Raw genomic sequence first — 26,017 nt, 5'->3', positions numbered from 1 at the left:
GCGGGCGAGCGGCTACAGCGGTTTGCGGAAGCTGAGGTACGAGAGCTCTTCCCAGTCGGCGTCGAGGTCGAACTCAGGTTCGTAGCCGAGGGAGAGGTAGAGCGCGACCGCCTCGGGCTGCCGCGCGCCCGTCGTCAGCACGACGGTGCGGACGCCCCGGCGACGTGCCTCGTCCTCCAGCTCCGCCATCACGCGGCGCGCGAGGCCGCGGCGGCGGTATCCGGAGTGGGTCCAGACCCGCTTGATCTCGACCGTCTCCGCGTCTTCTGAATCCGGGTCCTCTCGCATGAAGGCTCCACCGGCGACCGACTGACCGTCGACCTGCAGAAGGATGAACGTTCCACCCTTTGCGGCGCTGAACACCTCGGCCGGATAGCGGGAGAGTTCGGCTGACGAGGGGATTCCGTCGTTGAGTCCGTAGCGCTCGTCGTACTCGCGCGAGAGCTCCTCGACGAGCGGCGCGGCTTGAGGGTCGGTCGGGCTGGTGACGATTACCACGGCCGACGCCGCGAAATCGGTTGACGATTCGGTCACGATTCGACGATAACGCGCGGGGCGCGTGCGTGCCTCTTCCGGTTTCACAGTTCGTCATCGACGACGGATTCCGTGCAATAAATCACGAAACAAGATCGAAATCTCTGCGAAAAACGGCGTTGCACGCGTGAATTAGTGTGAATGTACCGCGCGGCGGCTGAGGTATGCTCCACCTACTGTGTTTCAGACGCCCCTGCACTCGGAAATCCAGTACCCCCTTGCACCCGGAAGAAGGACATCAACACATGCGCATCCGTACCGTGGCCCCCGTGGCCGCCTTCGTCGCCATCGCCGCGCTCGCGCTGACCGGCTGTGTCGACAACTCCACCCCCTCCAGCGGCGGCTCAGCGTCGAGCTCCTCTGATGTGAAGAAGGACGACAGCCTCGCGTCCCAGCTTCCCGAGAAGATCAAGTCGGCGGGCACACTCACCGTCGGCATGGACGACACGTACCCGCCGAACGAGTTCAAGGACGACAACGGCAACCCGGTCGGCTGGGAGGTGGAACTGACGAACGCCATCGCAGCCAAGCTCGGTCTCAAGGTCAAATTTGCGATCGCCAAATTCGACAACATCATCCCGAGCGTCGCCGGTGGCAAGGATGACATCGGAATGTCGTCGTTCACCGACACGACTGAGCGCGAGCAGCAGGTCGACTTCGTCAATTACTACACGGCCGGAATCATGTGGGCTTCGGCGAAGGGCAAGACGGTCGACCCCGACAACGCGTGCGGCTTGAAGGTCGCCGTGCAGTCGACCACCTATGAGGACACCGATGAGGTCCCGGCCAAGTCGAAGGCCTGCACCGACGCCGGCAAGCCGGCCGTCGAGGTGCTGCGCTACGACAACCAGGACGACGCGACCAACGCCGTCATCCTCGGCAAGGCAGACGCGCTCAGCGCCGACTCGCCCGTCACCCTCTACGCGATCTCCAAGTCGGAGGGCAAGCTCCAGGAGGCCGGCAAGGCGTTCGAGGTCGCACCGTACGGCATCCCGGTCGCCAAGGACTCGAAGCTGACCCCCGTCATCCAGAAGACCATCCAGGCTCTGATCGACGACGGCACCTACGGCAAGATCCTCGACAAGTGGGGCGTCTCCGACGGAGCCGTCAAGACGGTCGACGTCAACGCAGCTTCGAAGGGCTGATGAACCATGTCCCTGGGAAACCAGGACCGGTCGGCGACGGGCACCCCGTCGCCGGCCGGCACCCCGCCTCACCTGCGACGTCTGAGCCGATCAAGGCGATCAAGCTGCGGCACCCGTGGCGGATCGTCATCGCCGCAGTGCTCATCCTGCTCCTCGTCTGGTTCATCATCGATGCCTCCCAGCGCGAGGCGTACGGCTGGCCGAACGTCGCCAAGTATATTTTCGACCGACGCATCAGCGCTGCTGCGCTCGTCACCCTGCAACTGACGGTCTACTCGATGATCATCGGCGTGATCCTCGGCCTCATTCTCGCGGTCATGCGCCTCTCGCCGAACCCGGTCGTGAAGTCGGTCGCCTGGCTGTACCTCTGGATCTTCCGCGGCACGCCTGTGTACGTGCAGCTGGTGTTCTGGGGTCTCTTCTCCCTGATCTACCCGCAGATCTTCCTCGGGGTTCCGTGGACCGATTTCGGCGTGACGCTCGACCTCAACTTCATGCAGAACGCGTTCGTCATTGCGATCATCGGTCTGGCCCTCAATGAAGCGGCGTACATGGCTGAGATCGTGCGCGCCGGCCTGCTCTCGGTCGACGCCGGACAGGAGGAGGCGGCGACCGCTCTCGGGATGTCGTGGGGTCAGACCATGGCCCGCATCGTCATCCCCCAGTCGATGCGCGTCATCATCCCGCCGACCGGCAACGAGGTCATCTCGATGCTGAAGACCACGTCGCTGGTCGCGGCCATCCCGCTGACCACCGACCTCTACGGCGTCGCGCGCGACATCTCCGCGGTGACGTTCACGCCCATTCCGCTGCTGATCGTCGCGTCGCTCTGGTACCTGCTGTTCACGTCGATCCTGATGGTAGGCCAGTACTTCCTTGAGAAGCGGTTCTCCCGCGGCGTCTCGGCGCGGCGGCCCGACCGCGGTGATGGCGGCGGCGTGACCGGCGCGATCGCGGCTGCCAGCATCGAAGGACCCACCGGCAACGACCTCGGAGGCAAGGGATGAGCGACTCGACCCTGACAAGCAGCAACACACCCTCGACCACCGGCGTCCCGATGGTGCTCGCCGACGGCGTCTCCAAGAGCTTCGGCTCCAACGAGGTGCTGAAGAGCATTTCGCTGTCGGTGAAGCCTGGCGAAGTGCTCTGCATCGTCGGCCCGTCGGGATCCGGAAAGTCCACGTTCCTGCGGTGCATCAACCACCTCGAGCGTGTGGATGCGGGCCGGCTCTCCGTCGACGGCCAGCTCGTCGGCTATCGGCAGCACGGCGACAAGCTGTACGAGCTGAAGCCCAAGGAGGCCTCGAAGCAGCGCCGCGAGATCGGGATGGTGTTCCAGAGGTTCAACCTCTTCCCGCACATGACCGCCCTCGAGAACGTGATGGAGGCGCCGATGCGGGTGAAGGGCGTGCCGAAGTCGCAGGCAGCGGCACGCGCTCAGGAACTGCTCGCACGCGTCGGCCTCGGTGACAAGGGCGACCACTATCCGGCGCACCTCTCGGGTGGCCAGCAGCAGCGTGTGGCGATCGCTCGCGCCCTCGCGATGGACCCGAAGCTCATGCTCTTCGACGAGCCGACGTCGGCGCTCGACCCCGAGCTCGTCGGCGAGGTGCTCGACGTGATGAAGGAGCTCGCCGCATCCGGAATGACCATGATCGTCGTCACCCACGAGATGGGGTTCGCCCGCGAGGTGGCCGACGAGATCGTGTTCATGGACGGCGGCGTCGTCGTGGAATCCGGTGACCCCCGCGAGGTGCTCGCCAATCCGCAGCACGCCCGCACCCAGGCCTTCCTCTCGAAGGTGCTCTAGGCCGGGTCCGCTCAGACCAGGTAGGTGGACTCGCGCGCACGAGCGATCGCGAGTTCGCCTATCCCGGTGATCGCGGCGTCGAAGCGCAGGCTGCTCGCGGCGAGCCGCGGCGGCGACGGGATGCGGCCGACCAGGCGCCGGCTCAGTTGCTCGACCGACAGGTCGCTGTACTGTGCGAACGCTCCGGCGAGCACGATGACGCTCGGTGCCAGCACGACGGAGATCGCCGCGCAGACCAGCGCGATGTGGTCGAAGAAGTCGTCGCGGGCGCGAGCCGCGTCAGCGTCGCCGGTCTCGACCTCGGCCATCATGCGGCGGAAGGCCGGGCCGATCCTGCGGTCGACGTGCGGTCGGGTGCGGTCGACCCAGGGTGCGAGCTCGTTCGCGATGGCGTTCTCGGCGTCGCCGTGGTCGGTGAAGTACCGCGTGAAGGATGCGGTGGACGTGAGCAGGTAGCCGACCTCGCCCGCGGCCGAGCGGAAGCCGCGGTGGATGCGTCCCTCGCTGGCGATGCCGGCACCGATACCTGTGCCGAGCACGAGGGCGATCGCACTCTGCTCGCCCCGGGCGGCACCGTGCAGGTACTCGCCGTAGACGCTGGCGTTGGCGTCGTTCTCGGCGATAACGGGCAAGCCCGTGCGCTCTCGGAGGATGTCGGCGATCGGCACATCCCGCCACTCCAGCTCGCTAGCCTTCGTGACGTAGCCCTCGTCGGTGATGCCCGGGAGGGCGATACCGATTCCGGTGATCGGTGCGTGAACCGCCGGCGCCTGCTCGATGAGGTGGTCGACGAGGTCGAGCACGCCATCCAGCCTGGCCGTCGCCGGGTCGACGCCGTCGAACCGGAACGGCCGGTTGAACTCGTAGAGGACGATTCCGGCGAGATCGACGATCCGGCCGCGGGCATTGGCCTCCGTGACGTCGACGGCAGCGATCGCGCGATGGCTCGACACGAAGCGCAGCAGACTGGATGGGCGACCGGGGAGGAGCGATCGAGCCCGGCGACTTCGAGGTGGCCGTCTTCGATCATCGCCTGGGTGAGCCGTTCGACGGTCGCTGAGCCGAGTCCCGTGCGGCCCCGGATGTCGCGCCTCGACAGTGGCCCCGCGGTGCGCACGAGGTCGAGGATCGCGGTGCGGTTGATCTCCGTGACGTCGCGCGTCGTCGCGGTCCGCGGCGTGGTCGAGGCGTTCATCCGTCCCCCTTTTCAGATCGCTCTGATCGAATCTTCGCGTACGTTCACGCCAGTTGACAAGCGGCGCGCACAGAATCCGTCACTCCATGTGCGAAGTTTTCCTTGTTCTTTATCTATCGTAGTGATAGAAAAGCCTGCAACGGTTTGCTGATTCGCGGCCGTCGGCACCTTCTCGAACGATTTGGACTCAACGATGACTCTCACATCACGCTTTGGAAGAACTCCCCGACGACGGCTGCTGGCCGCCGCCGCCATCGTCGCCGCGACCGGGATCGCTCTGGCGGGCTGCTCCGCCTCGGGCTCCGGCTCGGGGGACGACGTCAAGAAGCTGACGCTCTGGGTATCCTCCAGTGCCGCTCAGCAGAAGGGCTTCGACCAGCTCGCCACGGACTACAACGCGAAGACGGGGGTCGAGGTCAACGTCGTGAACATCCCGTACTCCGGATACTCGGCCAAGCTCCACAATGCGGCCCAGGCGAACGCGCTCCCAGACGTCGCCGACGTGCCCGCCATCGACCCGATCTGGAAGAACAAGATCGTCGACCTCAGCTCCATCGCCGCCGACAAGGCGAACAACATCAACCAGAGCTACGTGGCGAAGGATGCGAAGGGCAAGGCCCTGGCGATCCCGTCCGACGTGACCTCCACCGGCCTCTTCATCAACAAGTCGCTGTGGGAGAAGGCGGGTGTCACATTCCCCACCTCGCCAGACAAGACCTGGACCTGGACCGAGTTCGTCTCGGCCGCGAACAAGGTGCGCGAGTCGACCGGAGCCAAGTACTCGCTCGTCTACGACGCATCGCCGTCGCGACTGAGGGCCATGGTCTACGAGATGGGCGGCAAGTACATGCAGGCCGGCTCCGACGGGAATTTCTCGGCCGATAGCGCGACCAAGAAGGCCGTCGACTACTTCGTCGGGCTGAACGACGACACCACGATGCCCAAGTCGGTCTGGACCAGCGGCGCCGACCCGTCGGCGCTCTTCCAGAGCGGACAGGTCGCGGCGTACTGGTCGGGAGTGTGGCAGGTGTCGGCCTTCGCGGAGAGCATCACCTCGTTCGACTGGGCGAGCGTTCCGACCCCGGCCCAGCCCGTCCAGGCTGCCGATGTCAACGCGGGTGGCCTGATGGTCGGCTTCCAGAACAGCGACGCCAAGGGCAAGGCAGCCAAGGACTTCCTGTCGTGGATGTACGAGCCGGCTCAGTACAAGAAGCTCGCCGAGACGAACGGCTACCTCCCCGTGGAGACGGGACTCGACGTGAAGTACAGCTTCACCTCTCAGGCCGCACAGGACGCCTTCACTCTGTACAACAAGGAGATCGCCCTGTACAAGCCGGTCTCGGGGTACTTCCTGCAGGCGCAGACCGGCTGGGCCCTCTCCGGCAAGTCGCTCACGACCGATCCGACCGTGACCGAGCTCGGCAAGGCGATCAACGGCCAGCAGTCGTCGGCGGATGCTCTGAAGAACATCGTGGACGGCTACAACAAGCAGGTCGGCAAGTAGCGGAGGGAAGGACCCATGTCGGTGACCGGAACCACTGCGCCTCGCACGGCTGAGACGCGACCAACGGCTCGGCCCAGCATCCCGCGCGGGCGGGCGCCGCGGTTGAACCACTACCGGTTCGCGCCGCTCGTGCTCGTGGCGGTGAACGTCGTGCTCTTCGCGGTGTTCTTCGCGTGGCCGGCGGTGATCGGGCTGCTGTACTCGTTCACCGACTACACCGGCGTGGGTTCCTTCAACTTCGTCGGGCTCGCCAATTACGAGCAGCTGTTCGGGGACTCCGCGTTCTACGCGGCGCTCGGCCGGACGATCCTGTTCACGCTGCTCGTCGTTCCCACGAGCTTCGTCTTCTCCCTGCTCGTCGCGAACCTGATGGTGAGCGCGTACTCACGAGGAAAGCTCGTCGCGCGCATCATCTTCTTCGTGCCGTGGCTGATCTCGCCGATCGTCAGCGGTGTGATCTGGCGCTGGCTGTTCGGCGAGAACTTCGGGCTCGTGAACTTTCTCATCGAGTCGGTCGGCGGCAAGGCCGTCCCGTGGCAGTCGAACGCGGATCTCTCGCTGCTCGTCGTGGTGATCGCCGCGACTTGGGGCGGCACGGCCTTCTCGATGCTGCTGTTCATCGCGGCGATCAAGAACGTTCCCGTCTCCTACTACGAGGCGGCCGCCCTCGACGGCGCCGGTCCGTGGCAGCTCTTCCGTAACATCACCCTGCCGAGCATCGCTCCGACATCGTTCATCGTGATTCTGCTGACGACGCTGAACGCGATGAAGGAGTACGCGCTGTTCCAGTCGCTCAACAACGGCGGACCGGGCACATCCAACAACCTCCTGGTTCAGTACATCTACCAGACCGGCTTCCAGCAGGGGCAGATCGGCTACGCCAGCGCGGCCAGCTTCATACTCATGATCATCCTGATGGCCATCGCGATCATCCAGCTGGCCGTCAATCGCCAAACGGAGCGACGCCGATGACTGCGAACACCCTCACCCCTCGCGTGGAGACGGCCCCAACCCGGCAGGCTCCGCGGAAGCGCTGGAGCGGCGGGAAACCACGCGCAACCGGCCGCACGATCTCGGCGTCGACGCTGCTCTGGATTCTCGCGGTCGCGTACGGCTTCCCGCTGCTGTGGTTCGTGCTCAGCTCGTTCAAGCCGGCGGGGGACCTGTTCTCGTTCCCGCTGACGCTGCTGCCGAAATCCTGGACCGTTCAGGGCTACATCGACGCGTGGAACAGCTTCAACTTCTACCAGTTCTTCGCCAACACCTTCATCGTCGCGATCGTGACGACGGTGCTGACCGTGATCGCGAGCTGCTGCACCGGATACGCTCTGGCCAAGTACGACAACCGCTGGCTCAAGATCCTGTTCCTCGGCATCCTGGCCACGACGATGCTCCCGACCGAGGTGATGCTGGCGCCGACGTTCCTCGTCGTGCGCGACCTCGGGCTGTACAACTCTCTCGCCGGAATCATCGTGCCGTCGATCCTCACCGCGACCGGCGTGCTGATGTTCCGGGCCTTCTTCCTCACCGTGCCCGACGAGCTGATCGAGGCGGCGCGCATCGACGGCGCCCGGGAGCTCGCCATCTTCTTCCGGATCATGGTGCCGATCTCGCGGCCGATCATGTTGACGCTCGCGATCTTCTCCTTCCAGTGGCGGTGGAACGACTACATCTGGCCGTTGCTGGTGTTGAACGACCCCGACAAGTTCACCCTCCAGATCGGGATCCAGAGCATCGTGGGAGCTCAGAACATCAACTGGTCTGTCCTGCTCGGGGCGTCGGTGATCTCGCTCATCCCGCTGATCCTGCTCTACCTTGTGTTCCAGAAGTACGTGATGAACGCCAACATCAACGCCGGATTGAAGGACTGATGGACGACGCATTCGTGAGGGCCGCTCAGGACGCGGCCACGCGCGGTGCCTCCGAGACGCCCGTTCCCCCCGATGGACTCCCGCACCGCGAACTCATGCGGCGGGCAAAGGTACTCGTCTCGGTGGCGGTCGGCGTTCCCGACCGCGCGTCGGCCGACACGCTCTCGCTGGCGACCGAGCACGTCGAGCGGCTGGCTGAGCTCCAAGGCGAATCGGGACTTTTCGAGTGCGGGGACAACGTGCAGTCGCCACCGGACAGCGCGTTCACCATCAACGACGCGTGCGATGTCCACCATCTCCTGCGGAATGGACCGGCGGAGACCTCTCCATTGCGGGATGCGCTCGGTGCGATCATCCTGAAGGCGGCGCCAGCGTTGCTGAGCGGTGGTGTCCACACGCCGAATCACCGGTGGGAGCTGGCTTCCGCCCTGGCGCGCATCCACCGGTCGTTCCCGGACTCGCGACTCGTCGAGCGCGCAGAGGAGTGGCTGGCCGAGGGCGTCGACATCGACGGAGACGGCTTCTTCTCGGAGCGCAGCCCCAACTACGCGACGGCGGTGAGCATCCCGTCGCTGCTCGCGCTCGCCGAGATCCTGAACCGGCCGGAGTTGCGGGTCCCCGTCGAGCGCAATCTCGAGCTGACGCTCTCTCTGATCGGCTCCGACGGCTCGGTCGAAACGCTGCCGTCGCGGCGCCAGGACCAGGGGACGCGGTTCCCCTTGTCGAGGTATCTCTGGGCGTACCGCCTGCTCGCGGTTGAGACCGGGCGGCCCGACTTCGCTTGGGCGGCGGTGCTCGCCACGGCCGACGGCATCGACGACCCGGGGCTGCTGACCGAGCTGTTGCTGCATCCGCTGCTCGGCGAAACGCTTCCAGCCGAGCGGGCGCCGCGTCGCGATGAGCTTGCCGTTCACGCGTCCACGTCCCTCGCCGTCGTGCGCGGAGAACGCTCCGAGCTCGTCGTCTACGGCGGCTCGGATTACCCGCAGCAGCGGCGTATCCGCTCGGGACTCGCGGTCGACCCCACTTTCTTGCGGTTCCTGGCCGGCGCGGCGATCCTCGACTCCGTGAGGCTCTCACGCACCTTCTTCGGGCTCGGGCCGTTCCGCGCCGACGGAATCCGGCGGGGAGAGGACGGTTCGATCGAGCTGCGTGAGCGGGCTGTAAGCGGCTACTACGGTCCGCTCTCCGCAGAGCGTCGGCACGCCGACGGCGTGTACGAGCTCGCCGACGAGGGACGGTTCTCCGCAGCCATGTCGTTCGCCGATCGGGAGATGGAGGAGGTGGCGCTGACGACGAGTGTCGTCGCGCATCCCTGCGACGGCGGTGTCGACCTCGATGTCGACCTGTCGGGGCCGCCGCTGGGTTGGACTCTCGAACTGGGCTTTCGCGACGGCGGCGTGCTGGATTCGCCTGCTCCTCGGCCCGAAGACGGCGCCTCCGTGCTCACCGGCGCGACGGCGAGTTACCGCGTCGGGGGCGACGCCGTTCACGTCGAACTGGTCGGCCTCGAGCCGTCAGCCGATCCGGCGTCCTACTTTCCGGGCGAGGATTACGCCTTCCTCTCCGGCACCGATGCGGTCGGCGGTGTCCGATTGCTGATCGGCGGCACCACACCCGCGCGGTTCCGGATGCGGCTGCGAGCCGAGCGCGGAACGGGAGCGATCGCGTGACCCGGCTGGAAGGCGGTGCCGTTCCCCGGTCTGTCCGCGCGCTCGACGTGCCGCGCGTCGCCGTGGTCGGCGTGCACGGATACGGCACGGCGCACATCCTGAACGCCCTCGAACTGCAGGACCGCGGGCTGCTGCGCCTCGTTGCGCTGGTGGACCCGGAGCCCGGACCGCTCGTGCGCGACGGGGTGCATCTGCCCGAGGAGCGGCTGCCGGTGCGGCTTCGCAGTATGGACGAACTGCTCGGGCGCATCCCTGTCGATATCGTCGTGGTCGCGACACCGCTGCAGACACACGCGGCGCTGGCGATCGCGGCCCTGCGCGCCGGGGCCGATGTGTTGCTCGAGAAGCCACCCGTGACGGAGCTCGCCTCGCTCGCACGGCTGGAAGCCGCCGTGGCCGAGACCGGCGGAATGGTGCAGGTCGGCTTCCAGAGTCTCGGTTCACTCGCCTTGGCCGAGCTCCAGCGCGAGCTGCGGGTGGGCGCGCTCGGCACCCCGCTCGCCATCGGAGCGACGGGGTCGTGGACGCGCTCGCACGGCTATTGGACGCGTTCGCGGTGGGCCGGTCGTCGTCACCTGGACGGTCAGCGCGTCGCCGATGGCGCCGTCGCGAACCCGTTCGCCCATGCGGTGATGACCTCGCTGCGGATCGCCGGCTGGGAGTCTCCCGGGGCGATCGGCGAGATCGAGACGGACCTGCGACGCGTGAACCCGATCGAGGCCGACGACACGTCCGCCATCCGCATCCGCCCGTCAGCGCTCGGCGCGGTCACCTTCGACGGGACGCTGACGTGCGCCTTCACGCTGGCCGGCCCGCACGAGTCCGAACCCGTCATCATCGTGCGAGGCACCGAGGGTGACGCCGCGCTCTCGTACACGTCCGACCGGCTCACGATCGGCGGCAGGGAGCGACGGTTCGGGCGCACCGACCTTCTCGAGAACCTCGTCGCCGCCCGTCGTGCCGAGGCTGAGCTGCTGTCTCCGTTGTCGGCCGCCGGGGGCTTCGTGCGCGTGATCGAGGCGGTGACGGATGCGCCCGTCGCGCCCGTCGACGTCAGTCACGTCGTCTGGGAAGGGCACGGATCCGCCCGTCGACCCGTTCTGGATGGCGTCGAGTCCGCGGTGCGCCGCGCGGTCGAAGCGGAGGCATTGTTCTCGGAGCTCTCGGACGTCGCGTGGCGATGACCATCGCCGAGGGGGAGTGGTCCGAGGGGTCCGGCTTCGACCTGCGGCTCGGAACTGGTCCGGTCGGCCGGTACGTGGCCTCGCCTCGCACGGAGCCAGACCAGTCGCCTCGCCCATACGTGCATCCGCTTCGCACGGTGGGCGGCATCGACGTCACCGATTTCCGTCCCGCCGACCATCGCTGGCACCACGGTCTCTCGCTCGCCGTCCCGTCGGTCGGACCGTCGAACCTGTGGGGAGGCGGCAGTTGGGATCGGGCCGCCGGCGGCTACGTCGACAGGCACGACCACGGCAGCATACGCACTGACTCAGCGACCGCGGATGCGCTCGACGGCCGCATCTCGTCGCATCTGTCCTGGCTCGACGCGGAGGGGCTGACGGTCGCCGACGAAGAGCGGACCCTGAACGTCGCGGAGGCGGGCGGCGGCTGGACGCTCGACTGGACATCCCACGTGCGGTCGCTGACCGACCTGCGTCTCGGCAGCCCTGGTGCCTACGGACGCGTCGGCGCCGGCTACGGCGGCCTGTTCCTTCGTGCCGCACCCGCCTTCCGAGGTTCCCGCGCACGCACGGACCGATCGTCGCTCGTGCCCGCCGACGACCTGCTCGGCGTGACCGCTCGATGGCTCGCGCTGACGCGCCCCGACGGTGCCGCGACTGTCGTGCTCGGAACGCCTCAAGACGCGACCTGGTTCGTCCGCTCTGAGGAGTATCCCGGATTCGGTCCCGCTCCGTTCTTCTCGCGCGAGACAGTGCTCGCGCCCGGCGAGCACCTCGAGTTCGCCGTGCGTCTGTGGGTGGTCGACGGGGAGCCGAGCAGCCGCGAGATCGAGTACGTGGTGGCCGGCTGAAGCATCCGTCAGCCCGCGAGCACCTTGCGGAGCCGTTGCAGCGAAGCCGTCTCTGCCGTGCCGAGCCCCTGCGCGAACAGGCTCACGCGGAACTCTTCGAGCATCCAGCGGGCGTGCCTGAGGTTCTCCGGCGCGCCGGCTGGCAGCGGGATGCGCCCACCCGCCTCCGAGTAAAGCGCTAGCGCCGTCTCCACTTGCGTCTGCCAGGCCCGGTCGCGTCCCGGGTTGACGGGAAGAGCGGCGATGCGCTGGGTGATGCCGTTCAGATAGCGCGGAAGCTGACCGAGCTGGTCCAGCCCGGTCGCCGACACGAAGCCGGGATAGACCAGCCCGGCGAGCTGTCCCTTGGCGTCGTTGAGCGCCGCGAGGAACACGAGGCTCGTCGCCCCGCCGATCGACTTCTCGGCGGCGCGCGCGGCGGTCAGGATGCGCGTGACCAGTGCAACGGTCTGGAACATCGAGTCCATCACGATTCCAGAGACCCGATCGCGCACGTCCTCGAATTCGGCGCGCATGAAGACCTGGCCGTCGGCCTTCATCCGGAACAGCACGCTGTCGACGACCGCCAGCAGGCAGTCGTCGAAGAGCGCCTTGGTGTTCGGATACGGGCTCGCCGCGAGCGTGAGTTTCTCGTTCGACGTGAGGTGCTGCTGCACATACGCGACCGGTGACGGGATGCCGGCCAGCAGCAGGCGACGCACGCCGCCCGGCATCGCGGCGGCCTGGTCGGCCGGGGTGCTCATGAGGCGGATGCTGACGCTCGCCCCGTCGTCGACGAGCGCGGGGTACGCCCGGATGACGTTGGTCGCGCCTCCCGGACCCTTCTGCTTGGTGTCGAGGAAGCGCGGGAGCTCGTCGAAGTCCCACGTCGTGAGACCCGAGCGCTCAAGCGCGTTGGGCGTGCGAGCCTCGGCGACGCGGGCCACCGAGTCACGGGCGCGTGAGCGCAACTGGTCCTGCAAGGCGGCGAGGTTCTTGCCCGACGCCATCGGCCGTCCCCGTTCGCCGACGACCTGGAAGGTCGGTCTCAGGTGCGCGGGGATGCGCTCCAGCTCGAAGTCGTCGCCGGTCACGCGTGAGCCCGTCAACCGGTTGATGGTCGCTGCGAGGGTGTCGGCGAGGGATGCAGCGGGCCGTTCGCCGTCGTGGGCGCGCATCCCTGAACTGTCCCGGAGTTCGCCGAGCAGGCGGGTGGCCCAGTCGCCGGCCGGTACCACGAGTCGACGGATCGCCTTCGGGAGCGACTTGATCATCGCCGTCACGAGCTCCTGGCGGAGCCCGGGCACCTGCCAGTCGAAGCCGTCGGGAAGCAGCCCCGCGAGCAAGGGGAGCGGCACCTGAACGGTCACACCGTCGTCCTCGGCTCCCGGCTCGAACCGGTAGCGCAGAGTCAGCTGCTGGTCGCCTTGCCGCCACACCGGCGGGAAGGCTTCGTCGTCGACCTCGGTCGAGTCGTCGGCGAGCAGCGCCTCCTGCGTCATGGTGAGCAGGTCGGGCGTCTCTTTCTTCGCCTTGCGCCACCAGCCCTCGAAGCTGCGGGTGGAGACGACGTCGGCGGGAATCCGCCGGTCGTAGAACTCGAAGACCGCTTCGTCGTCGTTCAGGATGTCGCGACGTCGGGTGCGCTCTTCGAGTTCACGGAGCTCGGCACGCAGCTTCTTGTTGGCGCGATCGAACGCCTGCGGCGAATCCCATTCGCCCTCGACGAGCGCATGACGGATGAACAACTCGCGCGCGAGTTCGGGATCGATGCGCGAGTACTGCACGCGCCGCCGCGGGATGATGGGCACGCCGTACAGCGTGGCGCGCTCGTAAGCGACGACCGCTCCCTGGCTCTTCTCCCAGTGCGGTTCGCTGTAGCTGCGCTTGACGAGGTCGCCGGCGATCGGCTCGGCCCAGGCGGGGTCGATGGAGGCGTTCATCCGCGCGAACAGGCGACTGGTCTCGACGAGCTCGGCGCTCATCAGCGCGTTCGGCTGCTTCTTGGCGAGGGTCGATCCGGGGAAAATCACAAAGCGCGTCTGGCGGGCGCCGAGGTACTCGGCGTTACGACCGGCGCGTGCAGAGGAGGTGCCCGGGCCGCGGCCGGAGCCTGCTTTGTTTCCGGATGCGGTCGCATCCTTCAACCCGATGTGCGAGAGCAGGCCCGCGAGAAGTGAGCGGTGGATGCCGTCGGGGTTCACCGACGGCTCGCCCATGGTCAGGCCGAGCGGTTTGGCCAGCTGGCGGAGCTGCCGGTAGACGTCCTGCCACTCGCGCACGCGCAGGAAGTTGAGGAACTCGCTCTTGAGGAGCCGGCGGAACGCGCTCGAACCCAGCTCCTTCTGCTTCTCCTCGAGGTAGTTCCAGAGATTGAGGAGCGTGAGGAAATCGCTGGTGGGGTCGGCGAAGCGCGCGTGGAGTTCATCCGCCGTCCCGCGTCGCTCGACGGGACGCTCGCGCGGGTCCTGGATCGTCAGCCCGGCGACGATCGCCATCACCTCGCGGGAGGTACCGTGGCGCTTGGACTCGACGACCATACGGGCGAAGCGGGGATCGATTGGAAGCTGCGCGAGCTGACGGCCGACCTTCGTGAGCGTGGAGTCGCCGTCTTTGCCACGGACGACGGCACCGAGCTCGGCGAGCAGGTCGAGACCGTCTTTGATCCCGCGGGAGTCGGGCGGGGTGAGAAAGGGGAAAGCGGCGATGTCGCCGAGGCCGAGCGAGATCATCTGCAGGATGACCGCCGCGAGGTTGGTGCGCAGCACCTCGGGCTCGGTGAACTCCGGCCGCTTCTCGAAGTCCTCCTGCGAGTAGAGGCGGATGGCGATGCCGTCGCTCGTTCGACCCGAGCGGCCCGAGCGCTGGTTCGCGCTCGCCTGCGAGATCGCCTCGATCGGCAGGCGCTGCACCTTGGCGCGAACGCTGTAGCGAGAGATGCGCGCCGTACCCGCATCCACCACGTACTTGATGCCCGGAACCGTGAGGCTCGTCTCGGCGACGTTCGTGGCGAGTACGATCCGGCGGCGCACGCCCGGCACGGTCGACGGCTGGAAGACGCGGTGCTGCTCGGCGCTCGACAGCCGACCGTAGAGGGGGAGCACCTCGGTGTACGGGAGGTTGCGGCCGCGGATGGCGTCTGCGGCATCCCGGATCTCGTTCTCGCCCGAGAGGAACACGAGCACGTCACCCGGTGCCTCACGTGCCAGCTCGTCGAGGGCGTCGTTGATGCCCTGCAGGTAGTCGCGATCGGCCGAGGGGACGGGGTCTGCATCCTCGTCGTCGTCGACCATGGCTTCGGCGACGAGGGCCCGATACCGAACCTCGACAGGGAAGGTGCGTCCTGAGACCTCGACGATCGGTGCCGGCTTGCCGTTCGCGTCCGCGAAGTGGGCGGCGAAGCTCTCGGGGTCGATCGTGGCCGACGTGATGATCAGCTTCAGATCCGGGCGCTTCGGAAGCAGCTGCTTGAGGTAGCCGAGCAGGAAGTCGATGTTGAGGCTGCGCTCGTGGGCCTCGTCGATGATGATCGTGTCGTACTTGCGGAGCATCCTGTCGCGGTGGATCTCGTTCAGCAGGATGCCGTCGGTCATCAGCTTGATGCGGGTCGCGGCCCCGACCCGGTCGGTGAACCGCACCTGGTAGCCCACGAGACCACCCACATCCTCGCCCAGCTCTTCGGCGATGCGTTCGGCGATGGTGCGTGCGGCAAGCCGCCGTGGCTGCGTGTGGCCGATGTTCTCGCGCCCGATCTCTAGGGCGATCTTGGGCAGCTGGGTGGTCTTGCCCGATCCGGTCTCACCGGCGACGATGACCACCTGGTTCTCCCTGATGGCGCGACCGATCTCTTCGCGCTTCTGGCTGACGGGCAGCTCGGGCGGGAAGTGGAGGCGGGCGGGGGAGACCGTGGAAGACATAAGCCTTCCATTCTACGACGCCGGGCCCTCCATACGGGGCGTTGCCCGGGCGGCGGCGGTGCCGTAGGTTGCAGTCAACCCGAACGGGTCCTTTCGTCGATGGAGACAGGGAGAACACCCATGAGTCATGGCTATGCCACGATGTCGGTCGCGAGCATCCTCGCGGAGACGGCTCACCGCAAGCCCGACAACGTCGCGCTGATCTTCGGCCCCCAGCAGATCACCTACGGCGAGCTGTGGGACCAGACCCGGGGCTACGCGGGCGCGCTGCGCTCCCGGGGGATCGGGGAGGGGGATGCGGTCGCGCTGCTCATCCCGAACGTCCCCGACTTTCCGCGGGCGTACTACGGGATCCTCGCGCTCGGCGCCGTCGTGGTGCCGGTGCACGCTCTGCTCAAGGCCGAGGAGATCGCTTACGTTCTTCGCGACAGCGGTGCGAAGCTGCTGATCTGCGCCGCCCCGCTGCTCGGCGAGGGCGCGAAGGGCGCAGCGCTGGCGGGCATCGAGACGCTGTCGGTGCTGGTGCCCGACGAGAAGCTGGCGGAAGCGCCGTTCGCGCGGCTGGAAGACGAGGCCGCGGCCGCGCATCCTGTCGATACGTACGTGCCGCGCGACCCTTTCGATACGGCGACGATCCTCTACACCAGCGGCACGACGGGTAAGCCGAAGGGTGCGGAGGGTTGCCACTTCGCCCTCGTCGAGCAGGTCAATGTGCTGTCGGCCGGCGCGCTCGACGTGACGGAAGAGGACCGCATCCTGGGCTGCCTGCCGCTCTTCCACACCTTCGGCCAGACCTGCGTGATGAACCTCGGGTTCCGCGTGGGTGCGACGGTCGTGCTCGTGCCCAAGTTCGACGGCGCGACGGCGCTGAGCCTCATGAACGAGAACCAGTGCACGGTGATGACGGGCGTGCCGACGATGTACATCGCGCTGCTCGAAGCCGCGAAGTCGAACCCGGAGCGTCCGCCGCTGCGCTATGGGATGTCGGGAGGGGCCGCCATTCCGGTCGCGGTGATCGAGCGCATGAAAGAGGTGTACGACATCGACGTGCACGAGGGATACGGTCTCACCGAGACCTCGCCGGTCGCGTCCTTCAACCACCGCGGCATGCCGACGCGAGTCGGCACCGTGGGAACGCCGATCTGGGGCGTGGATGTGGAGATCGCCGACGCGGAAGTCGAGGGCCGGATCGAGTTGCTGCCGCGCGGCGAGCTCGGCGAGATCGTGGTTCGCGGACACAACTTGATGAAGGGCTACCTGAACCTGCCGCAGGCGAACGCCGAGGCCGTCGTCGACGGCTGGTTCCGCACCGGCGACCTCGGGACGAAGAGTGACGACGACTACATCACGATCGTCGACCGTAAGAAGGACATGATCGTGCGGAACGGCTACAACGTCTACCCGCGCGAGGTCGAGGAGGTGCTGTCGACGCATCCTGCGGTCGCGATGTGCGCCGTGTTCGGAGTAAGCCACGAGACGCACGGCCAGGAGATCGTAGCGGCGGTCACGCTGATGCCGGACTCGACCGTGACGGGCGAGGACCTCGTCGCGTTCGCGCAGGAGCACGTCGCCGCGTACAAGTTCCCGCGGCAGGTGGTGGTGCTCGAGACGCTCCCGCTCGGGCCCAGTGGGAAGGTGCTCAAGCGGGAACTGGTGGCGCGGTACGAGCAGGACTAGCTACGCCAGGTCGAGCGTGCGCAGCCGGTACGAGGAGTGCAGGTAGAACGCCGCGAGCGCCGCATAGACGAGGAATGCGACGGTCGGGATGAACGCATCTACCGGCTTCGACGCGAGCGCCCCCAACAGGGAGATGCCCGCGGCGACCGCCAGGCCGGAGCCGATCCAGAAACCGGCCGCCGGCCTGGCGGTGGCGCGCCACCAAGCGCGCGGGTCTTCGCGATTCTCGTCCGCACCGCGGAAGGTGCGGACCCCGATGGTGACATAGGCGATGTTGAGAACGGCGACGATGAGCACGTCGAAGGTGGCGTTCACCAGCTGCTGGAAGACGAACACGTTCAACACCAGCAGCACCGCGTAGCCGCCGATGACGTAGATGATCTTGCCGGTGATCGTCACGATTCTCACACCGCGAGCCTACGTGCTAGTTGACCTCGTCGGGGTGCGCGCTGACGCGGCCCTCGCGCTCCATGGCGCTGATCGCGGCCACCTCGGCGTCGGACAGCTCGAAATCGAACACGTCGAAGTTCTCGGCCATGCGCTCGCGACGGTTCGACTTGGGGAACACGATGTTCCCGGTCTGCAGGTGCCAGCGGATGACGACCTGGGCGGGCGTCTTGCGGTGCGCCTCGGCCGCTCCGGCGACCTCGGGAGCCTCGAACAGCGGGTACTTGCCCTGGCCGAGGGGACCCCAGGCCTCGATCTCGATGCCGTGCTCGCGCGCGAATGCGGTGACCTCGGGCTGCTGGTGCGCGGGGTGGAGCTCGATCTGGTTGACCGCCGGCACGATCGTCGAGTTCGCGATCAGCTTCTCGAGGTGGGGCACCAGGAAGTTGGAGACGCCGATGGCCTTGGCGCGACCGGTCGCTGCGATCTTCTCGAGCGACTTCCACGCCTCGACGAAGTTGTCGTTCTGGGGTGCGGGCCAGTGGATGAGGTACAGGTCCACATAGTCGAGGCCCAGCTTGGCGAGCGACTCGTCGAACGCGGCCTGCGCATCCGTCTGCCGGTCGTTCCAGAGCTTGGTCGTGATGAACAGCTCGTCGCGCGGGATGCCGGAGGCGGCGATGGCCTGGCCGACGCCCTCCTCGTTCCCGTAGATCGCGGCGGTGTCGATGTGCCGGTAGCCGACCTCGAGTGCGTCGGTGACGATCCGGGTCGTCTCGGCCGGGTCGACCTTGAAGACGCCGAAACCGAGCTGCGGAATGGTGGTTCCGTTGTTCAGAGTAAGGGTGGGGATATTTGCGTTTGCAACCATTCTTCTACGGTAATCGCTGCGCGCATCCTGTTCCAATCATCCCCGGTCATGGATTCAGCGGCCTCCGTCATGAATCCGATCGTGACGCCGCGTGACGCTCAGGTTTACGTCGTGTGACGCCGCGCCTGGCATCGGCCGGTCGGCAGGCCTAGCGTCGTGCCATGCCTCAGATCCCGTCTTCGTCACCCGCCGGCACCGGTCGCCCCCTGCGTATCGTCGCCGTCTCCGGCAGCCTGCACGCGCCGTCGAAGACCACGGCTCTCGTCAAGGAGATCCTCGCCTCGTTCGGCCGCGAGGTCGCGGTCGACGCCCACCTCATCGCGGTCAGCGAGATCGGCCCCGACTTCGCGGGAGCCCTTCGGCGGGACCAGCTTCCCGCCTCGGTCGAGGAAGAGCTGCAGCGCATCGAGACCGCCGACCTGCTGATCGTGGCGAGCCCCGTCTACCGCGCATCCTTCACCGGGCTGTTCAAGCACCTGTTCGACTTCGTCGGGCAGTACGCACTCGTCGACAAGCCCGTGCTGCTTGCGGCGACAGGCGGATCGGATCGGCACGCGCTGATCATCGAACACCAGTTCCGCCCGTTGTTCGGCTTCTTCCAGGCGCTCACCTTGCCGATCGGCGTGTACGCCAACGACTCCGACTTCACAGCCGGAGCTGTCTCCAGCCTCGACCTGCACGAGCGGATCGACCTCGCGGTCGCCCGCTCCCTGCCGCTCATCCGCAGCAACGTGGCCGAGGCCGAGTCGATCGCCAAATACCTCGGTCGATGAGCGCGGCGGTCGGGACGTAACGGGTTCGCCATGATTCTGGGGGCGGTGTTCCGGGCGCTGGGAGCGCATCCCGCGGGCTGGCGGATGCCCGGCGCCCACCGCGATCCGCTTCAGGATGCGCGGGTGCTGCGCCGCACCGCGCGCGCCGCAGAGGCGGCCAAGTTCGACTACCTCTTCTTCGGCGAGTGGCTCGCGACCGGTCCCGATCTCGAATTCCGCGACCCCGATCTGCTGGCGCGGATCGATCCGGTCAGCTCGATCGCCTACCTCGCCGGTGTGACCAAGCGGATCGGGTTGATCGCGACCGCTAACACGGCCTTCTTCGACCTGTTCACGCTGGCGCGGCAGACCGCATCCATCGACCGGCTGAGCTCCGGCCGAGCGGGGCTCAACGTGGTGACGGGGGCCGATCCGCGCGCCGCCGGTAACCACGGCCGCGACGGGCGCGCGGGAACCGAGCCCAACTACGATCAGGCCGGCGAGCTCGTGCGCGCTCTCAGGTTGCTCTGGGACAGCTGGGAGGATGACGCGTTCGTGCGCAACCAGCGCACCGGGCGGCTCATCGATCCGGAGAAGCTGCACCGCACGGATGCGGTCGGCGACTACCTGCGCGTGACCGGCCCGCTCACGGTTCCCCGTCCGGTGCAGGGACACCTGCCGATCGTGCACGCGGGAACGTCGGCGCATTCGCGCGAGCTCTCGCGGGAGTTGGCGGATCTGGCCTTGGTCGCGCTGCCGACGATCGAGCACGCCGTCGCCTTCCGCACCGACCTGCGCGCGCAGGCACGTGCGCTCGGCCGCCCACAGGGATCCCCGCTCATCGTCACTCCGGTGCTCCCGGTCGTGGCGCAGACGAGGGCCGATGCACAGGCGATCTACGACGACCTGCTCCGCCTCGTTCCGCTCGACGACGGTTCGCCACTTGCGCAGTCTGCCGACTTCCCGGCCAATCGATCGATCCGAGCGCTCTCGGCGGCGGTCGGGGTCCCACTCGGAACACCGGAGCTCGACGACGAGGTGCCGCTGCGGGTCACGCGCCGGTTCGCGGAGGGCGGGCAGCGCATCCTGGAGTCCGTCATCGCCCGCACCGGGAGAACAGTCGAGGGCGAGTCGGCGGTCACGTACCGGCACCTGCTTGCGACGCACGCTGTGCCCACGGCGGCCATCGTCGGGAGCGGACACGAGGTCGCCGATCACCTGGCGGAATGGTTCGAGGCCGGCGCCGTCGACGGGTTCAACATCCAGTCACCGTTCCTGCAGGCGCAGTTCGATGCATTCACGTCGCTCGTCGTACCGGAGCTGCAGCGGCGGGAGCTGTTCCGCACGGAGTACGAAGGGTCGACCCTGCGCGAGCACCTCGGGCTGGCGCGGCCGGAGAATCTCCACGTCGAGGAGGCGCTGGACGCCAGCCGGAGCGCCTGAGGTCGGAGGCTTCAGACCGAAGCGTTGTAGCTCTGAGCGTCGTAAGGTGGGCGGCATGGCGAATCGGCTCGCAGACGCGATCAGTCCCTACCTGCGCGCGCACGCCGACAACCCGGTCGACTGGTACCCGTGGGGCGCGGAGGCCTTCGCGGAGGCGGAGCGGCGCGACGTGCCCGTGCTCATCTCGATCGGGTACGCCACCTGTCACTGGTGCCACGTGATGGCTCGCGAGAGCTTCAGCGATCCGGTGCTCGCCGATGAATTGAATGCGCGGTTCGTTGCGATCAAGGTCGACAGGGAGGAGTATCCGGATGTCGACGCCGGCTACCTCTCCGCGGCCAGCGCCTTCACCGGCAACCTGGGTTGGCCGCTGACCGTCTTCGCGACGCCGCGGGGGAGGGCGTTCTTCGCCGGCACCTACTTTCCGCCGGCGCCGCTGGCAGGGCGGGCCTCTTTCCGGCAGGTGCTGGACGCGGTGACGGATGCGTGGCTCAACCGCCGAGACGAGGTCGAGCAGAACGCGGCCACCGTTGCCGAAGCCCTCGCCTCCGCTTCGACGGCGGCGACCGACGTGGCCGACCTCCCCGACGGTCGCGCGCTGGATGAGGCGATCGCGTTGCTCGCTCGCGCCGAGGATCCCGAGTTCGGCGGTTTCGGCACCGAGCCCAAGTTTCCGGTCGCGCCCGTTCTGGGATTCCTGCTGTCGCGCGATGCGGGGGTCGACCTCGCCACCCGAACGCTCGAACGGATGGCCGCATCGCCGCTCCGCGATCCGGTCGACGGCGGCTTCTTCCGGTACGCCACCCGGCGCGACTGGAGCGATCCCCACTACGAGCGGATGCTCTACGACAACGCCCTCCTGCTGCGCGAATACGCGCTCGCCTGGCAACGCACCGGCGCAGAGTGGGCTCAGGATGCGGCCGACGGCATCGCCCGCTTTCTCCTGACCGTGCTGCGGCGTCCGAGCGGAGGATTTGCGTCGGCGCAGGACTCGGAGAGCACCATCGACGGTCAGCGCGTCGAGGGCGGCTACTACCGCGCGGCACCGGCCGAGCGGGCCAAACTCGTTCCGCCGCCGCTGGACGAGAAGATCCTCACCGGCTGGAACGGTTTCGCCATCGGGGCGCTCGCCCGAGCGGGCTTCATCCTGGATCGGCCGGAGTGGATCGCCGCAGCGCGAGAGACGGCCGACCTGCTGCTCTCGCGACACCGCCGGGCGGACGGACTGCTCGTGCGGGCATCCCTCGCCGAACGGATCTCCGAGGCGTCGGCGACCCTCGAAGACTACGGCGGTCTCGCAGGCGGTCTGCTCGAGCTCGCGCTCGCCGCGGGGGAGCCGCGCTACGCATCCGTCGCCCGCGACCTCGTCGACCTCTGCATCGACGCCGCCGAGGAGGAGACGTGCGCGCTCGAAGCGCCGGGCGGTGGCGACCCTGTGCTGCAGGGAAACGGGATGGGGATCCGCGTCGACCCGTCGGAGGGCGCATATCCGTCGGGGCTCTCGGCGACCGCATCGGCCGCCCACACCCTCTATCTGCTGACCGCCGAGCGCCGTTTCGAACGGGTGGCCCGGGATGCGATGCGGCACGTCTCTGCGCAAGCGGTGCGCACGCCGAGTGCGTTCGGATCGGCGCTGGAGCTCATGTCGCGGATGGCCGGCGAGCCCGAGCAGCTCGTCGTGGTGGTGCCGGATGGTGCTGCCGGGGCGTTCGGTGGCGGCGGGCTCGACGTTGGCCGGGCGCTCGTGGATGCTGTCCGTGCTCGGCCGACCGAGTTGGTCGCGCTGGCGTCGGAGGCCGCGGTGGCCAGCTTCGCGGCGGACGGGTTCGAGTTGTTCGAAGCCCGCACGGCCCGGGATGCGCGGCCTACCGCGTATTTGTGCCGCGACTTCGTGTGCCGCCTCCCGGTCACCGACGCCGGCGCACTGTAGCTGCGTTGTAGCTGCGTTGTAGCTGCGGTGCAGCTGCGGTGCAGCTGCACCGCGCTGTAGCCGCGCTGCGGTGCGTTCGCCCGCGCCTGTGGACCACGGGGCGTGTGCAGTCGTGCGAAAAGCGCGGCAGCGCATCCCGTAACCGCGCTTTAGGCACGATCGGGCGCCTGCGGGGAGCGGCGAGAGGCCCGTGTTGCGCGGGGGATGCGCGCGGGCTACACTCCCTGTAAACGTTCTTGTAAACGTTTACGAACACCACCTTCGATGATGCAGGGAGCACCATGGCCGAGACCAGGAAGTCGACGCTCGTCCTCGTGGCGGAGCGCGCCGGCGTCTCCATCGCCTCCGTCTCCCGCGTCCTGAACGGGCTCCCCGCCTCGCCGCAGCTCACGGAGCGAGTGCGTGAGGCAGCGGATGCGCTCGGCTACGTTCCCGACGCGACCGCCCGCTCCCTGAAGGTCGGCCGCACCGACCAGATCGCCTTCGCCGTGGCCGATGTCGGCAACCCCGTCTACGTCGAGATGATGCACGAGGTCTCCCGTGTCGTCGCGAAGGCCGGATACCGGCTGGTGCTCTCCTCGACCGGCAACGACCCCCAGGATCAGATCGAACTGCTCGGCAGCCTCAACCGCGGGTTCGCCGACGGTCTGCTGCTCAGCCCGCTGCGCGTCACCGAAGAGCTCGTCTCAGCCCTGCGCTCGAGCCGCCTGCCGATTGTGATCATCGGCTCGCTGCCTGCGGGCGTCGAACTCGACAACGTGCGTGCCGACTCCGTGGCCGGCATGGGCCTCGCGGTCGAGCACCTCGTCGAGCAGGGTCGCAAGCACATCGCCTTCGTCAACGGACCCGTCGACACGGTTCCTGGTGCAGCGCGCCTCAGTGGATACCTCAAGGCGATCGAGCACTTCGGGCTCGCGACGAACGCCGACGTGCAGGTCGCCGCATCCGACTTCACGTACAAGGCCGGTCGCAAGGCGGCCGCGAAGCTGCTCCGCCAGTCCACGCCCGACGCGATCGTCTGCGCCAACGACCTGCTCGCCGTCGCGACGCTCAAGGAGCTCACGAGCCGCGGCGTGCGCGTGCCCGAGGATGTCGCCGTCGTCGGCATGGACGACACCGACGCGGCGGAGCTCGCCAACCCCTCGCTCACCAGCGTCGACCTCGGCTCCGCCAAGCGCGCCAAAGCGGCCGCGAAGCTCCTGCTGCGACGGCTCGCCGACGCCGATGCCAGCGTGAAGCAGGTCGTGATCGAGCCGACCCTGTCCGTGCGCGAGTCCTCCGTGGTGCGCCGCGCCGCCGGCACCGGCACCGGCACCGCCGCATCCGCCACCGAATCTGCGAAGACCACCGAACCCGACAAGATCCACGAGGTGACCGCATGACAACCGCCGCTCCCGTCGTCGTCGCCCCCGGCGACGCCGCGAAGACGCCGAAGCGCAAACGCCGCAACCGCGGCGGCCCCGCCGGGGGAGGCGGCCGCGACGCGTGGTTGCTGGTGCTGCCCGCGCTCATCCCCGTCGTTATCTTCAGCGTGTACCCGCTCGTGCAGGGCATCCTGCTCGGGTTCACGGATGCACGGGCCGGCCTCAACCTGCCCGTCAACTTCAACGGCATCGACAACTACACGAAGCTCAGCACGAACCAGTTGTTCTGGAACTCGTTCGGGATCGGCCTCGTGTGGGCGTTCAGCGTCACGATCCTGCAGTTCCTCGCATCACTCGGACTCGCCCTGCTGCTGAACGCGAAGCTGCGCTTCCGCTGGCTGGCCCGCACCCTCGCGCTCGTGCCGTGGGCGATGCCACCGGTGATCATCGCGATCATGTGGCGCCTGATGCTCAACCCGAGCTACGGGCCGATCAACCAGACGCTGAAGGGCCTCGGGCTGCCGAGCGACATCAACTGGCTGGGCAACGCATCCATCGCCCTGCCTGTCGTCATCATCGTCGGCGTTTGGGCCGGGATGCCGCAGACGACGATCACCCTGCTGGCCGGCCTGCAGGGCGTGCAGACCGAGCTGCTGGAGGCCGCCGCCATCGACGGGGCGGGGACATGGAGCAGGTTCTGGCACGTCATCCTGCCGGCGCTGCGCCCCATCATCATCGCGATCACCACTCTCGATCTGATCTGGAACTTCAACTCGTTCGCGCTCGTCTACGTGCTGACGGCCGGTGGTCCGGGAGGCACGACCATGCTGCCGATGCTGTTCGCGTACAACGAGGCGTTCCGCTACGGAAACTTCGGATACGCGGCGGCAATGGGCAACGTGATGGTCGTGGTCATCGCGATCTTCCTGTTCGTCTACCTGCGCGGCCAGATGAGGAGCCGGAACTCATGAGCACGACTGCACCCGCCACCAGCGCCGAACTGTCGACCCGCGGCGCCGACGCCGACCGCGGCCGGTCGCCCCAGGGCCCGAGCAGGTCGGCTCGCGCCGGCCGCATGATCGGTCGCCCGCTCCAGTACATCGCCCTGGTCGTGTACATGATCTTCCTGGCGTTCCCGCTGCTGTTCCTGCTCACGACGGCGTTCAAGACGCCGCAGGAGCTGCAGTCGCCGAACCCCGGGTTCTTCCCGACCAGCTTCAACTGGGACAACTTCGCTCAGGCGATCGAGAAGGCGAACCTGTTCACGGCGGCGGGCAACAGTCTCATCGTGGCGGTGTCGACGACCATCCTGGTGACCGTCATCTCGCTGCCGGCGGCGTACGCCCTGGCACGGTTCCGTACGAAGTTGCGCGGGCTCGCGACCGGCTGGATCCTGCTCAGCCAGGTCTTCCCGTTCATCCTGATCATCATTCCGCTGTTCCTGGTGCTCAAGAACATCGGGCTGATCAACAACCTGTTCGGGCTCATCCTGGTCTATACGGTCTGGTCGCTCCCGTTCGCGCTCTGGATGCTGCAGGGCTACGTCGCGGGCATCCCGGTCGAACTCGAGGAAGCGGGCGCGATGGATGGGGCGAGCCGGTTCCGCACGCTGATCAGCATCGTGCTCCCGCTTCTCGCGCCTGGCCTTGTCGCCACGAGCCTGTTCACGTTCATCTCGGCGTGGAACGAGTTCTTCTTCGCCTTGGTGCTCATCCAGGATCCCAACCTGCAGACCCTGCCTTTGGCGCTCGCCCGATTCGTCGGGGCGGAGGGCCAGGTGCAACTCGGACAGCTGGCGGCGGCATCACTGCTGGCGACCATCCCGAGCCTGGTCTTCTTCATGCTCATCCAGAAACGTCTGACCTCCGGCCTGCTGGCCGGCGCCGTCAAGGGGTAGCTCGCACACCTCGCACCATCCCGCACCACTCAC

Annotated in this window: 21 protein-coding genes; 16 read left to right on the top strand and 5 right to left on the bottom strand. The window is 67.6% G+C overall.

What is annotated here, in order from left to right:
- Positions 1–12: 12 nt before the first annotated feature.
- On the bottom strand, positions 13–534 hold the full coding sequence (locus ACQ86A_RS15010) for a GNAT family N-acetyltransferase (RefSeq protein WP_431277774.1): 522 nt from the start codon (positions 532–534) through the stop codon (positions 13–15).
- 245 nt (positions 535–779) lie between these two features.
- On the opposite strand from ACQ86A_RS15010, the gene ACQ86A_RS15005 reads away from it, so the two are divergent.
- The 3 genes from ACQ86A_RS15005 to ACQ86A_RS14995 are packed head-to-tail and all read left to right on the top strand — an operon-like array spanning position 780 to position 3,489.
- Complete coding sequence (locus ACQ86A_RS15005; protein WP_431277773.1) at positions 780–1,679, top strand: ABC transporter substrate-binding protein; 900 nt, start codon at positions 780–782, stop codon at positions 1,677–1,679.
- Positions 1,679–2,686 carry an amino acid ABC transporter permease gene (locus tag ACQ86A_RS15000; protein WP_431277772.1) on the top strand — a complete coding sequence of 336 codons (1,008 nt, stop codon included), beginning with the start codon at positions 1,679–1,681 and terminating at the stop codon, positions 2,684–2,686. Before ACQ86A_RS15005 ends, ACQ86A_RS15000 begins: the two co-directional genes overlap by 1 nt.
- Entirely contained in the window at positions 2,683–3,489 is an 807-nt protein-coding gene (locus ACQ86A_RS14995) for an amino acid ABC transporter ATP-binding protein (RefSeq protein WP_431277771.1), read from the top strand. The genes ACQ86A_RS15000 and ACQ86A_RS14995 overlap by 4 nt, the downstream gene beginning before the upstream one ends.
- Positions 3,490–3,500: 11 nt before the next feature.
- On the opposite strand, the gene ACQ86A_RS14990 is transcribed toward ACQ86A_RS14995, so the two are convergent.
- Positions 3,501–4,442, bottom strand: coding sequence for an ROK family protein (locus tag ACQ86A_RS14990; RefSeq protein WP_431277770.1), 942 nt, complete (start codon positions 4,440–4,442; stop codon positions 3,501–3,503).
- 435 nt (positions 4,443–4,877) lie between these two features.
- Between ACQ86A_RS14990 and ACQ86A_RS14985 the strand changes: the two genes are divergently transcribed.
- The 6 genes from ACQ86A_RS14985 to ACQ86A_RS14960 are packed head-to-tail and all read left to right on the top strand — an operon-like array spanning position 4,878 to position 11,767.
- Positions 4,878–6,188 (top strand): extracellular solute-binding protein, encoded by a 1,311-nt coding sequence (locus tag ACQ86A_RS14985; protein ID WP_431277769.1) that lies wholly within the window; start codon positions 4,878–4,880, stop codon positions 6,186–6,188.
- 21 nt (positions 6,189–6,209) lie between these two features.
- On the top strand, positions 6,210–7,160 hold the full coding sequence (locus tag ACQ86A_RS14980; RefSeq protein WP_431277768.1) for a carbohydrate ABC transporter permease: 951 nt from the start codon (positions 6,210–6,212) through the stop codon (positions 7,158–7,160).
- Complete coding sequence (locus ACQ86A_RS14975; RefSeq protein WP_431277767.1) at positions 7,157–8,059, top strand: carbohydrate ABC transporter permease; 903 nt, start codon at positions 7,157–7,159, stop codon at positions 8,057–8,059. Before ACQ86A_RS14980 ends, ACQ86A_RS14975 begins: the two co-directional genes overlap by 4 nt.
- The gene (locus tag ACQ86A_RS14970; RefSeq protein WP_431277766.1) at positions 8,059–9,732 is read left to right on the top strand and encodes a hypothetical protein; all 1,674 of its coding nucleotides are present in this window, start codon (positions 8,059–8,061) and stop codon (positions 9,730–9,732) included. Before ACQ86A_RS14975 ends, ACQ86A_RS14970 begins: the two co-directional genes overlap by 1 nt.
- Complete coding sequence (locus ACQ86A_RS14965) at positions 9,729–10,916, top strand: Gfo/Idh/MocA family protein (protein WP_431277765.1); 1,188 nt, start codon at positions 9,729–9,731, stop codon at positions 10,914–10,916. Before ACQ86A_RS14970 ends, ACQ86A_RS14965 begins: the two co-directional genes overlap by 4 nt.
- Positions 10,913–11,767, top strand: a complete 855-nt coding sequence (locus ACQ86A_RS14960) for a PmoA family protein (protein ID WP_431280460.1) — start codon at positions 10,913–10,915, stop codon at positions 11,765–11,767. Before ACQ86A_RS14965 ends, ACQ86A_RS14960 begins: the two co-directional genes overlap by 4 nt.
- An 8-nt stretch (positions 11,768–11,775) precedes the next feature.
- On the opposite strand, the gene hrpA is transcribed toward ACQ86A_RS14960, so the two are convergent.
- Positions 11,776–15,663 (bottom strand): ATP-dependent RNA helicase HrpA, encoded by a 3,888-nt coding sequence (gene hrpA, locus ACQ86A_RS14955; RefSeq protein ID WP_431277764.1) that lies wholly within the window; start codon positions 15,661–15,663, stop codon positions 11,776–11,778.
- 120 nt (positions 15,664–15,783) lie between these two features.
- On the opposite strand from hrpA, the gene ACQ86A_RS14950 reads away from it, so the two are divergent.
- Positions 15,784–17,340 (top strand): long-chain-fatty-acid--CoA ligase, encoded by a 1,557-nt coding sequence (locus tag ACQ86A_RS14950; protein ID WP_431277763.1) that lies wholly within the window; start codon positions 15,784–15,786, stop codon positions 17,338–17,340.
- Here ACQ86A_RS14950 and ACQ86A_RS14945 read toward each other — a convergent pair whose 3' ends face one another.
- Complete coding sequence (locus ACQ86A_RS14945; protein WP_431277762.1) at positions 17,341–17,748, bottom strand: hypothetical protein; 408 nt, start codon at positions 17,746–17,748, stop codon at positions 17,341–17,343. It abuts the gene before it with no gap.
- A gap of 16 nt (positions 17,749–17,764) precedes the next feature.
- A complete protein-coding gene (locus tag ACQ86A_RS14940; RefSeq protein ID WP_431277761.1) occupies positions 17,765–18,598 on the bottom strand; it encodes an aldo/keto reductase in 834 nt (277 codons plus the stop codon).
- Between the two features lie 161 nt (positions 18,599–18,759).
- On the opposite strand from ACQ86A_RS14940, the gene msuE reads away from it, so the two are divergent.
- From msuE to ACQ86A_RS14910, 6 genes are all read left to right on the top strand, one after another.
- A complete protein-coding gene (gene msuE / locus ACQ86A_RS14935; protein WP_431277760.1) occupies positions 18,760–19,371 on the top strand; it encodes an FMN reductase in 612 nt (203 codons plus the stop codon).
- Positions 19,372–19,401: 30 nt separating this feature from the next.
- Positions 19,402–20,793: an NtaA/DmoA family FMN-dependent monooxygenase gene (locus ACQ86A_RS14930; RefSeq protein ID WP_431277759.1), complete on the top strand. Its 1,392-nt coding sequence runs from the start codon at positions 19,402–19,404 to the stop codon at positions 20,791–20,793.
- Between the two features lie 55 nt (positions 20,794–20,848).
- A complete protein-coding gene (locus ACQ86A_RS14925) occupies positions 20,849–22,723 on the top strand; it encodes a thioredoxin domain-containing protein (protein WP_431277758.1) in 1,875 nt (624 codons plus the stop codon).
- A gap of 281 nt (positions 22,724–23,004) precedes the next feature.
- Positions 23,005–24,105, top strand: coding sequence for a LacI family DNA-binding transcriptional regulator (locus ACQ86A_RS14920; protein WP_431277757.1), 1,101 nt, complete (start codon positions 23,005–23,007; stop codon positions 24,103–24,105).
- Positions 24,102–25,058: a carbohydrate ABC transporter permease gene (locus ACQ86A_RS14915; protein ID WP_431277756.1), complete on the top strand. Its 957-nt coding sequence runs from the start codon at positions 24,102–24,104 to the stop codon at positions 25,056–25,058. The genes ACQ86A_RS14920 and ACQ86A_RS14915 overlap by 4 nt, the downstream gene beginning before the upstream one ends.
- The gene (locus tag ACQ86A_RS14910; RefSeq protein ID WP_431277755.1) at positions 25,055–25,984 is read left to right on the top strand and encodes a carbohydrate ABC transporter permease; all 930 of its coding nucleotides are present in this window, start codon (positions 25,055–25,057) and stop codon (positions 25,982–25,984) included. The genes ACQ86A_RS14915 and ACQ86A_RS14910 overlap by 4 nt, the downstream gene beginning before the upstream one ends.
- Positions 25,985–26,017 lie beyond the last annotated feature (33 nt).

This window comes from Leifsonia poae, from assembly GCF_050632195.1.
Lineage (GTDB): Bacteria > Actinomycetota > Actinomycetes > Actinomycetales > Microbacteriaceae > Leifsonia > Leifsonia poae_C.
Note: the sequence above shows the minus strand (reverse complement) of the source record. Positions and strands in the feature narration are given on the sequence as shown.

Coding starts and splice junctions, on each gene's coding strand:
- ACQ86A_RS15005 (WP_431277773.1), top strand. CDS start 780: ATGCGCATCCGTACCGTGGCCCCCGTGGCCGCCTTCGTCGCCATCGCC.
- ACQ86A_RS15000 (WP_431277772.1), top strand. CDS start 1,679: ATGAACCATGTCCCTGGGAAACCAGGACCGGTCGGCGACGGGCACCCC.
- ACQ86A_RS14995 (WP_431277771.1), top strand. CDS start 2,683: ATGAGCGACTCGACCCTGACAAGCAGCAACACACCCTCGACCACCGGC.
- ACQ86A_RS14985 (WP_431277769.1), top strand. CDS start 4,878: ATGACTCTCACATCACGCTTTGGAAGAACTCCCCGACGACGGCTGCTG.
- ACQ86A_RS14975 (WP_431277767.1), top strand. CDS start 7,157: ATGACTGCGAACACCCTCACCCCTCGCGTGGAGACGGCCCCAACCCGG.
- ACQ86A_RS14970 (WP_431277766.1), top strand. CDS start 8,059: ATGGACGACGCATTCGTGAGGGCCGCTCAGGACGCGGCCACGCGCGGT.
- ACQ86A_RS14960 (WP_431280460.1), top strand. CDS start 10,913: ATGACCATCGCCGAGGGGGAGTGGTCCGAGGGGTCCGGCTTCGACCTG.
- hrpA (WP_431277764.1), bottom strand. CDS start 15,663: ATGTCTTCCACGGTCTCCCCCGCCCGCCTCCACTTCCCGCCCGAGCTG.
- ACQ86A_RS14950 (WP_431277763.1), top strand. CDS start 15,784: ATGAGTCATGGCTATGCCACGATGTCGGTCGCGAGCATCCTCGCGGAG.
- ACQ86A_RS14940 (WP_431277761.1), bottom strand. CDS start 18,598: ATGGTTGCAAACGCAAATATCCCCACCCTTACTCTGAACAACGGAACC.
- msuE (WP_431277760.1), top strand. CDS start 18,760: ATGCCTCAGATCCCGTCTTCGTCACCCGCCGGCACCGGTCGCCCCCTG.
- ACQ86A_RS14930 (WP_431277759.1), top strand. CDS start 19,402: ATGATTCTGGGGGCGGTGTTCCGGGCGCTGGGAGCGCATCCCGCGGGC.
- ACQ86A_RS14925 (WP_431277758.1), top strand. CDS start 20,849: ATGGCGAATCGGCTCGCAGACGCGATCAGTCCCTACCTGCGCGCGCAC.
- ACQ86A_RS14920 (WP_431277757.1), top strand. CDS start 23,005: ATGGCCGAGACCAGGAAGTCGACGCTCGTCCTCGTGGCGGAGCGCGCC.
- ACQ86A_RS14915 (WP_431277756.1), top strand. CDS start 24,102: ATGACAACCGCCGCTCCCGTCGTCGTCGCCCCCGGCGACGCCGCGAAG.
- ACQ86A_RS14910 (WP_431277755.1), top strand. CDS start 25,055: ATGAGCACGACTGCACCCGCCACCAGCGCCGAACTGTCGACCCGCGGC.